This is a genomic window from Micromonospora sp. NPDC049201, from assembly GCF_055586805.1.
Genome location: NZ_JBVJHM010000011.1, coordinates 21,602 through 36,024, shown reverse-complemented (window position 1 = coordinate 36,024; position 14,423 = coordinate 21,602). Strand labels below are relative to the sequence as shown.

The window sequence follows — 14,423 nt, the reverse complement described above, 5'->3', positions numbered from 1 at the left end:
CGACGGGCGGCTCTCAGCCGGCGGCGACCGCCGCGACGGCGGCGTGCGGCCGGCGGCCGGCGTCGCCGGGCCGGTGCAGGCGCTCCACCTCGGTGAAGCCGGCGCGGGCCAGCCGCTCGGCGAACGCGTCGACCGGCCAGCGGTAGGCGGTGACGACCTTGTGGTCGAACGTCGCGACCTCGTCGCCGACGAAGATCCCGAGCACCACGGTCGCGCCCGGCGCGGCCACCCGACGGAATTCGGCGAGCACCCGGTCCAGGTCGGGCGGGGGCAGGTGGATCACCGAGCCCCAGGCCAGGATGCCGGCGACAGACTGGTCGGCGACCGGGAGATCCGCCATCGACCCGAGCAGGTAGCGACCGGTCGGATGGGCGGCCCGCGCGTGGGCGATGAACTCGCCGACGATGTCGACCCCGACGGCGTCGGCGCCGTGGGCGCGGAGGAAGTCGGTGAGGTGGCCGGGCCCGCAGCCCAGGTCGAGCACCGGGCCGGGCCGGCCGGTCAGATGCCGCCGGAGGAACGCGAGATCGTCGGCGTGCACCTGGCCACCCGTGCCGAACAACGCGATGTAGCGGTCCGCCATGGCCGCGTACGCCCGGCGGACCTGTTCGGTCGTCATGCGCCGACCCTACGGGCCGGGCCGGGACGTCGGCACCGACCCGGCGGAGTGCGGCGTCCCGCCTCGACGTGGCCCGGCGGGGACGGTTGCCCGGCCGGCACCGCGAGGTCAGCGGACCAGGTCGGCGGTGATCTCGTGTGTCATACCGAGGGGTTAGCCTTCCGTCATGCCGGGCACCGAGCTGGAAGAGTTGGTCGTCGCGGACGCCGAGGCGCTGCGGGCGTGGTTGTCGGCCCACCATGCCACCTCACCCGGCGTCTGGCTCGCCCTGACCCGCAAGGGCGGCACGGTCACCACGCTGACCTGGCAGCAGGCGGTCGACGAGGCGTTGTGCTTCGGCTGGATCGACGGGCAGGCCCGCAAGCGCGACCAGGAGAGCTCCTGGATCCGGTTCACCCCCCGCCGGCCCCGCAGCATCTGGTCCCGGCGCAACGTCGAGCACGTGGCCCGGCTGGAGGCGGCGGGGCGGATGCAGCCGGCGGGCCGGGCCGCGGTGGAGGCCGCGAAGGCGGACGGGCGCTGGGCCGCCGCCTACGCCCCACCCTCGGAGGCCAAGGTGCCGGCCGACCTGCTCGCCGCCGTCGCCGCCGACCCGGCCGCCCAGGCCATGTTCGACGTCCTCACCAGCACCAACCGGTTCGCGCTCATCCACCGGCTGAACGCGGTCAAACGGGCCGAGACCCGGGAGCGGAAGATCCGCGAGTTCGTCGCCATGCTGGCCCGCCACGAGACGCCCCATCCGCAGAAGGCCAGGCCCCCGGAAGCGCCCTGACCGGCCGCCCGGGTGCCGGCACGCCGCGTCGCACGCGTTCCGGTGGGCGGCTCCGCGCCGGCGCGGACGGTCCGCGACCAGGACACGACACCAGGAACGGGTGTCGTCAGGGGGTGCCGGTCGGGCGGCGTCCCGCCCCGCCGGCGACCGCCGCGTCCGGGCGTGAGCCGATGCGCTCGTAGAGCCCGGCCGCCGTCTGCCGGTCACCGCGCAGGAGGGCGCGGGCCGCGTCGCGCCACGGGGTCGGCGGGATCGCGTCCAGCGCGGTCGACGCCAGGCCGCAGAACCGCATGGCGTACGGCAGCGCCACGCCGACCTCGGGTGGCAGGAAGCTGACCACGGCGGCGAGGGCCTGCTCCACCAGGTCGGCCACGACACGCACAGGGCGGCCCCGCCGGGCGGCGAGCGCGGCGGCGAGCGCCGGCGCGGTGACGGCGGCCTCGGGCTGGGTGGCCCGCCCGAGACGGTCGAACATCCGGTCGACGGTCCGGGCGGCGCCGTCCAGGTCACCGGCGATCATCCGCAGACGGGCCTGGAGGCAGAGGCAGCGGTCGGTGAGGAAGTGGTCGTCGTCCACGTCGAGCCAGCGTCGTACCCGGCGGTCGGCGGTGCCCGGGTCACCGGCCCAGAACTCCTGCCAGGCCCGGGTGGCGTCCAGGTAGCGCAGGTCCAGTGCGGAGCCGCGCAGCCGGGCGACCCCGTCGGCGCGGGCCAGCGTCCGACGGTGCTCGGCGAGGTCACCGAGCCCGGCCACCATGTCCATCACGTTGACGAGAAACGAGACGGGGACCCAGCCGGCGGTCTGGTCGTGCAGGGCCACGGCCGACCGGTGGTCGGCGAGGGCGCCGGGGTCCCCGAGCTGCATCCGGGCGAGCCCTCGGTTGTGGAGCAGACGGACGTGCTCCCATCCGGTCGCGCGGTGCCGGCCGTCCCGCAGGGTGGCGTCGGCCAGGCGCAGCGCCTCGGCTGGTTCGCCGGTCACCGCGAGCAGGCCCACCGCCGAGGCCACCAGGGACGCCGGCGGGGGGCCATCGGGCAGCGTCGCCATCAGTCCTCGGGCCCGGGTCAACGACCGCCGGACCACGTCGTACCGGCTCCCGCACCAGGCGATCCGGGCCAGGGTCAGCTCGGCCTCGGCGATCCCGAGCCGGTCACCGTCGGCGGTGAGCAGGCGCAGCGCCTCACCGGCCTCGTGGCTGCCGGCGCCGACGGCGGATCGCAACCGGGCGGCGGCGAGCCGGAGCAGGAGCCGGGGGCGCTCCGGGTCGTCGGGGCCGGTGCCGGTCACGAGCAGCCGCAGCGAATCGGCGGCCTGCGCGTGCCCGCCCATCTGTTCGGCGAAGGCGGCGGCCCGTAACAGGACGTACCGACTGTCGGTGGTCTGCGCGGCGGCGGTCGTCGCCGGCACACCGGCGACGTCGAGGGACGGGTCGTGGCGCAGCACCGCCCGGTGCAGCTCGGTCAGGTGGGGCGACGGTTCCAGGCCGGTCGTTTCGTTCTTCCACGACCGGTACGCCCGGAAACACTCCGTCGCCTCCACCTGGCGGCCACCTCGGTAGAGCGCGATCATGAGATGTTCGCGTAGGCGTTCCCGGGCCGGATAGCGGTCGACGGCCTCGCGGATCTCGGCGACCACGTCGGCGTGCCGGCCGAGGGCGAGTTCGGCGTCGAAGAGCGCCTCCAGGGCCCGCTGCCGCAGCTCGACCAGTTCCCGGATCTCCGGCCACTGCCGCACGTGCGGATAGGACTCCCCGAACGGGTCGCCGGCCCAGAGCGCCATCGCCTGCCGCAGCAGTGCCGCACCGGGACCGGGGCGGCCCTCGCCGACCAGTCGCACGGCGCGCTCGACCCGGATCCGGAACTCCCGCACGTCGATGGTGAGCGCCTCGCTCCGCAGGGCGTAGCCGTCGTCGTGGGTGACCACCCACCCGTCCGGCTCCAGGAGCCGCCGCAGGCGGTGCACCTGCACGTGGAGGGCGGGCTTCGCGTCGGCGGCGGACCGGTCGGGCGCGACGGCGGCGACGATCCGGGACAGGCCGACCGGTTCCGGGGCGTGCAGCACCAGCAGCCCCAGCAGGAGGCGTCGCTGTCGTCCCGGCACCGGCAGCGGACGGCCGTCGCGGACCCAGCGGACGCCGCCGAGCAGGAACGCCGACTGCCCGGCCGGCACGGCGGTCGATGGTGGATCAGCCGGCACGGTGCCATCGTGCGGGACCGGTGGCCGGTTCGCAACGGGTGGGTCCGGCACCCCCGGACCGGGCGCCACTTACCCGGCGCTTACCTGCTTGGACGGGGTCTTGTCCGCCGCGGCGACGTCTCATCAGACTCTCCTGGCCGGCTCCACACCGGCACCGCCTGTCGATCCCCCGACCCTCGCGGTCCGGCAGAGAAAAGGACAACCCATGAGATCCATTCGTACGCCGGGCCGTGCGCGGCGCCTCGCCCTGCTGGTGACGGCCGTGCTCGGCGCAACCGCCCTGACCGCGACCCCCGCCACCGCCTCGACCGGTTCGGTGGTGAACCCACCGAGCTGCTGGACGGTGGAGGACATCGACGGCTCCTACTACCAGTGCTACCGCCACGGGCAGGCCTGGCAGACCAACAGCAGCGACCCGCAGGTCCTCGGCGCGCGCGGCGCCTGGCAGAGCACGGAGGTGACCTACTCGCCGAACAACACCCGCCCCTCGCACGACGTCGTGGTGGGTTCCACCAGCCAGGTGTGGGAGCAGACCGGCGAGGTGTGGGAGCGGATGCGGCTGACCCAGACGTTCAAGGCGCTGAACTCATCCGGGGTGACCCTCTCGGTGGGCTGGAACGGCGTGGACGTCGGCACCTCGGAGCCGTCCACGGTCACGTCCAACCAGGTGGTGCTGTCGATGACCCGCCAGTATCCGCTGAAGGACGGCTCGATGACCCGTCGCGCGTTGCTCGGCTTCCCGCACAACCGGCTCACCTACAAGGTGGAGCAGGTCAGCAGCAGCACCATCGAGTACCCGTCAACGAACCGGTCCTACCGGCTGGCGACCCAGCTCCGGTTGAGCGACTACTGACCGGTTCCGCTCCCGACACCGGGTCCGGTCCGCCGCCACGTGGGGACCGGACCCGGTCCGCCCGCGCACCCGAGGACAGGAGTCATCCCGAATGATCGGCACCCGCGCGTGCATCCGCCCGGCGGTCAGCGCGTTGCTGCTGGCGTTGCTCGCCGGCTGCACCTCGGGGGCGGTGACCCCGAGGCCGCCCGACCCGGGCGGGGTCGACGCCCGGTGGCGGGAGCGGGCCGCCGTGCGGGTCACCGACCTGGTCTATCCGGCGGCGGCGTACCCGGTGGTCGGCGGGCCGGTCGACCCCGAGCCCGCGCTCTACGCCGACGCCGTCCGCATCCTGGCCGGTGCCGGGGAACTCACCCCGCAGCAGCACGACCGCGCCGTCACGCTGCTCACCGGCTGGTGGCCGGCGAAGCCCGCCCGGGACGAGGACGGGTTCACCTGGCTGGCGCTGGCCCGGGCGCTGGGCGCCCTCGACGCCATGGACCGGCTCCCCGCCGACCGGCAGGCTCCCATGCTGGCCTGGGTGCGCTCGACGATGACCGCCCCCGGCGGCCGGCCCCGGCAGATCATGGTCGCCGCGCGACTCGCCCGGCACGTGCTCGACGCCGGCGGTGGCCAGCCGGACCTGCCGGGCCTGCTGACGCAGGCTGCCGCCCGGCTGTCCTGCGACCGCGGCACCACTGTGGACGAGGCGGTCACCGCCGCCGTCGTGGCGACGGCCGCGAAGCGGCCGTGCACGGTGCCCGCCCCGGTACGCGCCGCCGCCGCGGCCCAGTTGGCCGAAGCCGGTGACGAACCGAGCCGACAGCTCGGCGCGGTCGCCCGGGTCGCCCCCCTGGCCGGCGTGGCGGCCGTGGACCGGGCCGCCCTCGCCGCACCGGCGCGGCGGGTCCTGCGCACGCTGGGTCAGCCCCGCTACGACCGGGGCGGCGCCCTCGGGCAGTCGGCGGTGGTCACCGTGGTCGACGCGATGGTCTCCGCCGGCGTCGAACCCGCCCTGCCGGCGAACCAAATCGGGACGCTGCGCCGGATCGTCCGCTCGGAGTCCCGCCTGGCCGACGGCATCGCCCAGGGCGACCCGCTGGACACCGCCCTCGCCGTGGACCTGCTGCGCCGCCTCGGCGGCCCCGCTCCGGGCCCGGTCACCTGGCGGGTGGAGTTCACCCTGCTGGACCGGACGATCCTGGCGCTGGCCTACGACCGCCGGCAGCTTCCCGCCGTGGCGCAGGCCACCGCCATGGTCGACGCGCAGCCGCCGTCGATCATGGCGGTGGGCTACCTCGCCGCCGCGTACCCCGGGTTCTGCCCGAAGCGGGCCGCGGAACTGCGCCGCACCCTGGCCACCGCGACGGACCTGGCGCAGCAGGACGGCCCCCGGCTGATGCACACCGCGCTGCTGGTGGCCACCACCGCGGGCTGCGGCGGGGCCGACCAGCGGCGGCTGACCGGCGCACTGGTCGAGGCGCTCGACCGGCCCGACCCCTCGCCGGCCCTCGACGGGACCATCGTCGACACCTGGTACCGCGCCGAGGCCGGCTGCCTGCTCGGCCAGCCCACCCGCTACCTGCCGGAGCGGGCGGCGCTGCGGGCGGCCATCGCCCGGGACGTCGGCCTGGACCTGATCCGGCCCACCACCACGATCGCCCACCTCTACGCCGCGGTGCGCCTGACCGACCTGGTCGAGCGGCCCGCTGCCTGCGACTCGCCCTGGTGGAGCGCCCGCGGCTAGGACCGCCCCCGGCCGGCTCCGCACGCCACCGCCACCGGTCAGCCCGCTTCGAGGGATCCGGCGAGATGCTGGGCGAGCCGGGCGTAGCTGTCCCCGCCGTGGCCGGCCGCGACCGCCCGGTCGATGATGCGGTGGACGGCCTCCAGCGGGGCGGCGTCGATGCCGTGCACCGCGGCGGCGGCCCGCACGTGCGACAGCGCGGAGGCCGCCGACGCGACACTGGAGACGTCGGCCGGAAACTCGCCGGCGGCAAGCTGAGCGGCGAACCGGTCGGTGAGATCGGGCAGCAGGCCGCCGATCTCCTTGGCGAAGCGGGCGAATGCGGCCGGTGCGATGCCCTCGGCGACGGCCAGGGCGAAGGCGTGCGCGAGCCCACCGACGGACATGGCGAACAGGTCGAGCAGCGCCGTCTCGTACGCCGCCGCGCCGCCGACGTCGTCGCCGAGGTGGATGCCGGTGCCGCCGAACGCCTCCAGCAGAGCTCGGTGCCGCTGGTAGAGCGCGTGCCGGCCGCTGTAGAGGATCGTCGCGGCGGGTGTGCCGATCGTGGGCGCCGGGGTCAGGATGGCGCCGTCCAGGTAGTCGACGCCACGCCGTGCGGCGAGGTCGGCCATGGCGCGAGCTTCTGCGGCGTGCCCGCTGCTCAGGTTGACCAGCGTGCCTCCGGGTCGATCGGTGAGGTCGGACGTGCTCGCGCGGACCGCGGCATAGTCGATCATGCAGGCGATCGTGACCGGGGCCCCCCGTACCGCGTCGCCCACCGAGGGCGCGAGCACGGCTCCCCGCGCCACGAGCGGGTCGGCCCGGTCCGGCGTACGGTTCCACACCACCGTCGGGTGCCCGGCGGCGAGCGCGGCGGTGGCGAGTGCCCGGCCCATCGGGCCGAGGCCCAGAACGGCGACGGTGGACCGCTGGTCGATGGGGATGTCATGGTCTGTCACAGCAGCGACGGTAAACCTTCACGTTGACGTGAAGGTCAAGTCCTGTTTGGCTCCGGACATGCGGATCAGCGAACTGGCCCGGCAGACCGGCACCACCCCCCGCGCCCTGCGCTACTACGAGGAACAGGGGCTGCTGCGGCCCGACCGGCACGCAAGCGGGTACCGGGACTACGACGAACAGGCCGTCCGCGTCGTGGGGCACATCCAACTGCTGCTCTCCGCCGGCCTGGGCACCACCGCCATCGCCGAGATCCTGCCCTGCATCCCCGACGACCGGACGGTGCTGGCGCCCACCTGCCCCGAACTTCTCGATGCCCTGGCCGAGGAACGCCACCGCCTCACCGGGTCCATCGAGAAGCTCACGACGGCACGCGCCATCCTGGACCGCATCATCCAGGGCGCCCCCGACCGTCACTGACCGCGGTCAGGACCCGATCCGGACGGGCCGGCACGGTCAGGTCGCCCGCCGGCCCGGCGCGACCCGGGACGCGGGTGCCGAACTGAGGACGCCCGGGGCGCCACCCGACCACGGACGGCACCCCGGTCACTGGCTGGGGCAGGAACAACGGGCTCAGGCGTCGGCGGCGACCGCCAGGTTGAACCGGTCGAGTGCCTCCTTCTTCTCCGGCGGAAGTTCGTCGATGTTGATCGGCTCGTCAGCGTTCGTGTCGCCGTGCAGGTTGTCGCCCGCCACCAGGGCCTTGACGATGGCGTCCGCCTCGTCGGTCGTGAAACCCGCGTCGGTCAGGATGTGCGTGGGAAGTTCAGCCATGCGTCGGCAGTACCCCGCGCTCCGCGTCTTCTACCCGCGCCGCGCGGCGTTTCCGGGTCTGGGTACCCCTATCTCTCCGGAATGCGGGCGGCGGCTGCGGCGACGGTGGCCAGATCCTCGCCCGAGAAGCCGGCGCGGCTCAGCACCGCCAGGGACTTGTTCGTCGCCAGCGTGCACAGCGCCAGCTCCGCCGCGGTGTGCTCATCCGCGCCGGCGGCTCGCAACGACTGCTCCAGCATCGCCCGCAGACTGTCGATCATGGCGCGGACCGTCGCCTGCCCCGCCGCGTCCAGGGCCGGGAACTGCGCCGCCGACATGGTGAGCAGGCAGCCGTCCGGGACGGTCGGGTCGGCGATGCGGTTCAGGGTGACCTGGAGGTAGGCGGCCACGACCGCGCTCGGGGCCGGGTGGGGGCCGGCAAGCGCCTGCTCGTACCGCGGGTGATAGGTCTGCGCGTACCGGTGCAGGCTTTTTCGGAACAGGGTGCTCTTGTCGCCGAAGGTGCCGTAGAGCGAGCTGCGGCCCAGGCCGGTGCCCTCGGTCAGGCGGTCGATCGAGGTCTCCGAATAGCCCCAGCGCCAGAAGACGTCCATCGCACGCCGTAGCGCGGGTGGGTCGACTCGCCGTCGTCGAAGCCGTGATCCCCGGCGTCGTGCCGTCCCCGCCGGCCTTCAGCCCGGCCGCGGTCAACCAGAAGCTCTGGCAGTTCGGCTTCAACCGGCTCACCGACCTCAACGAGGAACTCATCCGGGGGCGGGAGCGGCTCTTCTTCGGCTGGCAGTTCGCCACCAAGGCCGCCACCCCGACCACGATCCCCGCGTACGCCGTCGACGTCTACGTCGACGCGATCACCGCGGATCCGCGCGCGCTGCGGGCGAGCTTCGCGTACTACCGGGCGCTGGACGAGACGATCGCGCAGAAAGAGCGGCGCAGCAGGACCCGCCTGACCCTGCCGGTGCTCGCCGTCGGCGGCGCGCTGTGGAGCGGCGCCGGTGCCGCCCAGACGATGCGGTCGGCGGCCGACGACGTCACCGGCGTGGTCCTCGACGACTGCGGCCACTACCCGGCCGAGGAACAGCCGGCGCGGTTCACCGAGATCCTGGCGGACTTCCTCGACGGCAAGCCGCTGGCAGGCGTACGGCACGGCTGACGGTCAGTCGAACAACCGGCCGACGAGGGCGGCCTGGCCGGACTGCAGGACGTGCGCCGACCGCAACGGGATCCAGAAGCACTCGAACCGGGTGGGCTCCCGCTCGCCGTCGTGGTCCTCCCGGCTCGCCCACCGCTCGGGCGTCGCCTCGTGCAGTGCCAGCTCGAAGACGTGCCGACGCTGGATCTCGAAGCGAAGCGGGCTGATGTCGTACTCGATCACTCCCAGCTCGCGCACGACGGTGAAGGCCCGCAGCCCGGTCTCCTCGCGGGCCTCCCGGAGCGCGGCGTCCACCGGGTCCTCCCCCGCGCGGACGCTGCCGCCCGGCACCTGGAGACCCACCTCCTCGTAGCTGAAATCGGTGTGCCGGAAGACGAGCAACCGCCCCTCCCGCACCACGTAGCAGAGCGCCTTGGTGACCATCACCTTCTCGGGCATGGTGCCAGCCCTCTCCACCACTCACCGCAGCCACCCAGGGGACGACTCTCCTTGCGAGCGATATGACACCAAGTCATAAATATGACAGGACGGTATATCGCTCTCCACCCCACGTCCCCGGGGGAACGTCACGCAACGTGACGCCGGAAGGGGGGCGTCCGGACCGGCACCCTACCCGCCTGCGAGTCAGAACCAGCTCTCCCGCATGTCCAGTGTGGTGCGGTCCAGGCTCTCCAACAGGTCGAACTGCGCGACCACCTTCGGCAGCTCCCACCGGAAGAAGTACCGCGCCGCCGCCCGCTTCCCCGCGAAGAACTCGCCCTCCGGCGACCCCAGCGCCTCCACCGCCAGCACCTGCTCCAGCCACATCCAGGCGATCACCACGTGCCCGACCGCCTCCAGATAGACCGAGGCGTTCGCCAGCGCCAGCTCCGGGTCGCCCGTCGCCCACAGCCGCCGGGTCACCACCGCGATCCGGTCCACCGCCGTCCCGAGCCGCCCCGCCATCTCGGCGGCCGGCCCGTCCGCCTTCCAGGCCCGGTTCACCGTGGCGCGCATGGTCTCCAGCAGCAGTTCCAGCGCCGCGCCGTCGCGCATGGTGACCTTGCGGCCGAGCAGGTCGAGCGCCTGGATGCCGTGGGTGCCCTCGTGGATGGCGTTGAGCCGGTTGTCCCGCCAGTGCTGCTCGACGTCGTAGTCGCGGGTGTAGCCGTACCCGCCGTGCACCTGGATGGCCAGGTCGTTCGCGGCCAGGCACCACTGGGACGGCCAGCTCTTGGCGATCGGGGTGAGCAGTTCCAGCAGCAGGTGCGCCCGCTCCCGGTCCGCCCGGTCGGGCGCGGTCTTCTCCTCGTCGAGCAGCCGTCCGCAGTAGAGGACCAGCGCGAGCGCGCCCTCCACGTAGCTCTTCTGGGCCAGCAGCATCCGGCGTACGTCGGGGTGGGCGACGATCGGCACCTGCGGCGCGGTGGGGTCCTTGTCGGCGACCGGCCGGCCCTGCGGCCGTTGCCGGGCGTACGCGACGGACTTCAGGTAGCCGGTGTAGCCGAGCGCGGTGGCACCGGCCCCGATGCCGATGCGCGCCTCGTTCATCATGTGGAACATCAACGCCAGCCCTCGGTGCGGCTGGCCGACCAGGTAGCCGACCGCGCCGGCCCGTCCGTACGGGCGGTGCACGCCCTCGCCGAAGTTGAGCAGCGTGTTGGTGGTGCCCCGGTAGCCGAGCTTGTGGTTGAGCCCGACCAGCACCACGTCGTTGCGTGGGCCGAGCGAGCCGTCGTCGTCCAGCAGCACCTTCGGCACGATGAACAGGGACAGGCCCTTCACGCCGGGCGGCCCGCCGGGGATGCGGGCGAGCACCAGGTGGACGATGTTCTCGGCGAGTTCGTGGTCCCCGGCGGAGATCCACATCTTGGTGCCGGTGAGCCGGTAGGTGCCGTCGTCCTGCGGCTCGGCGCGGGTGGTGAGGTCGGCCAGCGAGCTGCCGGCCTGCGGCTCGGACAGGCACATGGTGCCGAAGAACCGGCCCTCCACCATCGGCCGAACCCAGGTGTCGACCTGTTCCGGACCGGCGTGGGCGAGCAGCAGGTTGGCGTTGCCGAGCGTGAGGAACGGGTACGCCGAGGTGCCCACGTTGGCGGCCTGGAACCACGCGAACGCGGCGGCGGCCACCGCGTGCGGGAGCTGCATGCCGCCCACCGACTCGTCCAGGGTGGCGGCGAACAGCCCGGTCTCGGCGAACGCGTCCAGCGCGGCCTTGACCTGGGGAATGGTGCGCACGTGCCCACCCTCGACGGTGGGTTCGGCGGTGTCGGCGGCGCGGTTGTGCGGGGCGAACCGTTCGGCGGCGACCCGCGCGGCGAGGTCGAGCACCGCGTCGAACGTCTCCCGGGAGTGCTCGGCGTAGCGGGGCCGCTCGGTCAGCCGGATCACGTCCAGCCAGTCGTGCAGCAGGAACGCCAGGTCGCGGCGGGACAACAGCAGGTCGGACGAGGACACGAGCGACTCCTTCCGGTCAGCCGCGCCGCAGCCCGGCGACGGCCTCCCGCAGGTCATCCTGGCCGATCGGGGCCGGCGGCGCACCCTCCGCGGCCTCCCGCAGCGCCTTGGCGAGTTGCACCCGGCGCAGCACCTCGCGCAGGTCCGCGCCGGTGAGCCCGGCCGTGTCGGCGGCCAGCGCGGCCGGGTCGAGGTCGTCGGCGAACATCCGGAAGCCGGGCCGCTCGTGCCGGTCGATCAGCTCGCGGATCATCTTGGTGAGGATCTCCGCGCGGCCGGTGTCGTCCGGCGCCGGAATGGCGATCTTCAGGTCGAAGCGGCCGGAGCGGATCAGCGAGGCGTCGACGCGCTGCGGGAAGTTGGTGGTGGCCACCACGATGACGTCCGGGTTCTCCTCGAACAGCGTGTTCATCTCCTGCTTGAAGATGCCGGCGACGGCGTTGACCGCCTGGCTGGCCGCGTCGCCGCCGGCGCCCGCGTAGCTGATGATCGAGTCGAACTCGTCGAAGAGCATCACGGTGGGCCGGCGGTAGCGGCGGGCGTCGCGGAAGATGCGCTTGATGTTGCGCTCGGAGCCGCCGAGGTACTTGTCCAGGATCTCCGGCGTGCGGATCTCCACGAAGTCCGCGCCGACCTCGTTGGCGAGCGCCCGGGCCAGCATGGTCTTGCCGGTGCCCGGCGGGCCGTACATCAGGATGCCCTGCGGCCGGCGCGCGCCCCAGCGGGCCATCGCCGCCGGGTGCCGGAACGACACCGCGACCTCGCGGAACCGGGCCACCACGTCGGCCAGGCCGCCGACCTGGTCGAGCGTCACCGTCTCGCTGCGCGGCGCGGCCACCGTCGCGCCGCGCGGCGCCACGACCGGTCGCCGCCCCACCCGGTACGTCCGCCCGCGCAGCACCGTCGGCTCCAGGGTGTCCCCGGTCAGTTCGCGGACGGCCTGGAGCAGCACGCCGAGCACCACGCGCAGGTGCTCCGGTCCCGCCTCGGCGCTGGGCACGTCGACGCGGATGCGTACCGTGCCGTTGTCCTGCTCGACGCGGGGGCGCACGCCGGCTTCCTCGGCCGCGCGCAGCACGGCCCGGCCGGCCGGATCGCGCGGCGGCGTGGCCAGCGCGGTGCCGGCCGGTCGCAGCCCCAGGCGGCGGGTCGCCTCGGCGGCGGCCCGGCCCACCGCGGCGGCCGGGCCGTCGACGGCGCGGGCGGCGAGCCGCTCGGCGAGCAGCAGGCCGACCGGGCCGGCCAGGCCGAGGGCGAGCAGGCCGGCCGGGGCGGCCTCCACCCGCAGGTACGCCTCGAAGCGGTGCACCGGCTGCCCGTCGACGGTGTCGGCGCGCAGGGTGCAGCGGACCTCCCGCACCGGGGCGGGGAAGTCGGTCCCGGCCAGCAGCTCCACCGGCCCGTCCTGGGCGGCGGCCAGCAGCCCAGCCGGGTCGGCGATGCGCACCTCGGCGCCGAGCAGCGGCACCGACTCCTCGTCCGGCCGCACGTCGTACCCGGTCATGGGGCCTCTTCCCTCGCGGCGATGTCTGCACCGAGTCTGGCACCGGTCGGGCCGGGCGGCCAACCGCTCAGCCGGCGTCGGCGAGCAGCGCGTCGACCAGGTCGCGGGGCAGCCCGTGGGTGTCGTGCAGCCAGTGGTAGTCGGGTTCGGTCAACGGGCCGCGCGCCCGGACCCGCGCCACCAGCGGCCGGCCGCGCCGCAGCAGCCCCCGGAACCGGCGCTCCTCGTCGCGCAGCACCGCCCGCAGCGGGCCCGGCTCGACCGGCTGGCGGAACCGGCGCGGCGTGTCGTCGTATCCGGTCAGCGGCAGCTCGTCCAGGCTCCGCGTCGGGTCGTCGCGCCACAGCACGGTCAACGCGCGGCGCAGCAGCCGCCGCAGCACGTACCCGCGGCCGGTGTTGCCCGGACGTACCCCGTCGCCCAGCACGACCACCGCGGACCGCAGGTGGTCGGCGACCACGCGCAGGTCCGCGTCGCGCAGGCCCCACCGGTCGCGGACCGCGCCCACCCACGGGCGCAGCCCGTCGCCGGTGAACACGGACCGGTCGCCGCGCAGCACCATCTCCAGCCGTTCCAGGCCCATGCCGGTGTCGATGCTGGACACCGGCAGCGGCGTGAGCCGGCCGTCGGGGTGCCGGTGGTGTCGCATCTGCACGTGGTTCCACACCTCCACCCAGCGGCCGTCGCCGCTCGGGGTGCCGGTGGGCGGGCCGTCACCGGTCCACACGAAGATCTCCGAGTCCGGGCCGCACGGGCCGGTCGGGCCGTTGGACCACCAGTTGTCCGCGCCGAGCGCCTCCACCGGCACACCGAGCGCGGTCCAGGTGTCCCGCGCCGTCTCGTCCGGCCCGAGTCCGTGCTCGTCCCCGCCGAAGACCGTCGCGTGCAGCTTTCCCGGCGCGATGCCGTAGCCGTCGGTGAGCAGGTCGAAGCCCCAGCGCAGGCTGGTCGCGATGTCGTAGTCGCCGAGCGACCAGGAGCCGAGCATCTGGAACACGGTCAGGTGGGTCCGGTCGCCCACCTCGTCCAGGTCGGTGGTGCGCAGGCACCGCTGCACGTTGACCAGGCGGCGTCCGCCGGGGTGCGGGCGCCCCAGCAGGTACGGCGTGAGCGGGTGCATGCCGGACGTGGTGAACAGCACCGGGTCGCCGGGCGGCGGCACCAGGGAACTCTCCGGCGCGTCGGAGTGGCCGAGGCGATGGTAGTGCTCTACGAAGGTACGGATGATCTCGTCGGGTGTCATGGCGGGTGCCTTCCGGGTACGGGCGACCGGACGGCCCACCCGACGGTGGCCGTGACACACGACGACGCCGGCGGACCGTCTCCGGTCGCCGGCGTGGGATGGGGCAGGTCAGGCGGCGGCAACCGGCGAGCGGGAAGCTCGCGCGGCCGCGGCGGTGAGAGATCGCCAACCCTGCATGCCGTCCACGCTACCCCACACCCACCCTCGCTT

The 14,423-nt window shown here is 74.2% G+C and carries 14 protein-coding genes; 5 read left to right on the top strand and 9 right to left on the bottom strand.

Features of this window, described 5'->3' with window-relative positions; translation table 11 throughout:
* Positions 1-13: 13 nt before the first annotated feature.
* Positions 14-619: a class I SAM-dependent DNA methyltransferase gene (locus tag ACZ6O5_RS23295; RefSeq protein WP_465979932.1), complete on the bottom strand. Its 606-nt coding sequence runs from the start codon at positions 617-619 to the stop codon at positions 14-16.
* A gap of 166 nt (positions 620-785) precedes the next feature.
* Here ACZ6O5_RS23295 and ACZ6O5_RS23290 point away from each other — a divergent pair, with 166 nt between their 5' ends.
* Complete coding sequence (locus ACZ6O5_RS23290; protein WP_465979931.1) at positions 786-1,391, top strand: YdeI/OmpD-associated family protein; 606 nt, start codon at positions 786-788, stop codon at positions 1,389-1,391.
* Between the two features lie 106 nt (positions 1,392-1,497).
* On the opposite strand, the gene ACZ6O5_RS23285 is transcribed toward ACZ6O5_RS23290, so the two are convergent.
* A complete protein-coding gene (locus ACZ6O5_RS23285) occupies positions 1,498-3,588 on the bottom strand; it encodes a BTAD domain-containing putative transcriptional regulator (RefSeq protein ID WP_465979930.1) in 2,091 nt (696 codons plus the stop codon).
* 205 nt (positions 3,589-3,793) lie between these two features.
* Between ACZ6O5_RS23285 and ACZ6O5_RS23280 the strand changes: the two genes are divergently transcribed.
* Together ACZ6O5_RS23280 and ACZ6O5_RS23275 are read left to right on the top strand one after the other, a co-directional pair.
* Positions 3,794-4,441 carry a hypothetical protein gene (locus ACZ6O5_RS23280; RefSeq protein ID WP_465979929.1) on the top strand — a complete coding sequence of 216 codons (648 nt, stop codon included), beginning with the start codon at positions 3,794-3,796 and terminating at the stop codon, positions 4,439-4,441.
* Positions 4,442-4,532: 91 nt separating this feature from the next.
* A complete protein-coding gene (locus ACZ6O5_RS23275) occupies positions 4,533-6,167 on the top strand; it encodes a hypothetical protein (RefSeq protein WP_465979928.1) in 1,635 nt (544 codons plus the stop codon).
* Positions 6,168-6,205: 38 nt separating this feature from the next.
* Here ACZ6O5_RS23275 and ACZ6O5_RS23270 read toward each other — a convergent pair whose 3' ends face one another.
* Positions 6,206-7,108: an NAD(P)-dependent oxidoreductase gene (locus tag ACZ6O5_RS23270; protein WP_465979927.1), complete on the bottom strand. Its 903-nt coding sequence runs from the start codon at positions 7,106-7,108 to the stop codon at positions 6,206-6,208.
* A 58-nt stretch (positions 7,109-7,166) separates the two neighbouring features.
* Between ACZ6O5_RS23270 and ACZ6O5_RS23265 the strand changes: the two genes are divergently transcribed.
* Positions 7,167-7,526, top strand: coding sequence for a MerR family transcriptional regulator (locus ACZ6O5_RS23265; protein ID WP_405093886.1), 360 nt, complete (start codon positions 7,167-7,169; stop codon positions 7,524-7,526).
* A 153-nt stretch (positions 7,527-7,679) separates the two neighbouring features.
* On the opposite strand, the gene ACZ6O5_RS23260 is transcribed toward ACZ6O5_RS23265, so the two are convergent.
* Entirely contained in the window at positions 7,680-7,880 is a 201-nt protein-coding gene (locus tag ACZ6O5_RS23260) for a hypothetical protein (RefSeq protein ID WP_465979926.1), read from the bottom strand.
* A gap of 68 nt (positions 7,881-7,948) precedes the next feature.
* On the bottom strand, positions 7,949-8,473 hold the full coding sequence (locus ACZ6O5_RS23255; protein ID WP_465979925.1) for a TetR/AcrR family transcriptional regulator: 525 nt from the start codon (positions 8,471-8,473) through the stop codon (positions 7,949-7,951).
* Positions 8,474-8,490: 17 nt separating this feature from the next.
* Here ACZ6O5_RS23255 and ACZ6O5_RS23250 point away from each other — a divergent pair, with 17 nt between their 5' ends.
* Entirely contained in the window at positions 8,491-9,030 is a 540-nt protein-coding gene (locus ACZ6O5_RS23250) for an alpha/beta fold hydrolase (protein ID WP_465979924.1), read from the top strand.
* 3 nt (positions 9,031-9,033) lie between these two features.
* On the opposite strand, the gene ACZ6O5_RS23245 is transcribed toward ACZ6O5_RS23250, so the two are convergent.
* The 4 genes from ACZ6O5_RS23245 to ACZ6O5_RS23230 all read right to left on the bottom strand — a co-directional run bounded on the left by ACZ6O5_RS23245 (position 9,034) and on the right by ACZ6O5_RS23230 (position 14,213).
* Positions 9,034-9,468: an NUDIX hydrolase gene (locus tag ACZ6O5_RS23245; protein ID WP_465979923.1), complete on the bottom strand. Its 435-nt coding sequence runs from the start codon at positions 9,466-9,468 to the stop codon at positions 9,034-9,036.
* A 186-nt stretch (positions 9,469-9,654) separates the two neighbouring features.
* Positions 9,655-11,466 (bottom strand): acyl-CoA dehydrogenase, encoded by a 1,812-nt coding sequence (locus tag ACZ6O5_RS23240; RefSeq protein ID WP_465979922.1) that lies wholly within the window; start codon positions 11,464-11,466, stop codon positions 9,655-9,657.
* 16 nt (positions 11,467-11,482) lie between these two features.
* Positions 11,483-12,970, bottom strand: coding sequence for an ATP-binding protein (locus ACZ6O5_RS23235; RefSeq protein ID WP_465979921.1), 1,488 nt, complete (start codon positions 12,968-12,970; stop codon positions 11,483-11,485).
* 67 nt (positions 12,971-13,037) lie between these two features.
* The gene (locus tag ACZ6O5_RS23230; RefSeq protein ID WP_465979920.1) at positions 13,038-14,213 is read right to left on the bottom strand and encodes an alanine--tRNA ligase-related protein; all 1,176 of its coding nucleotides are present in this window, start codon (positions 14,211-14,213) and stop codon (positions 13,038-13,040) included.
* Between the last annotated feature and the right edge of the window lie 210 nt (positions 14,214-14,423).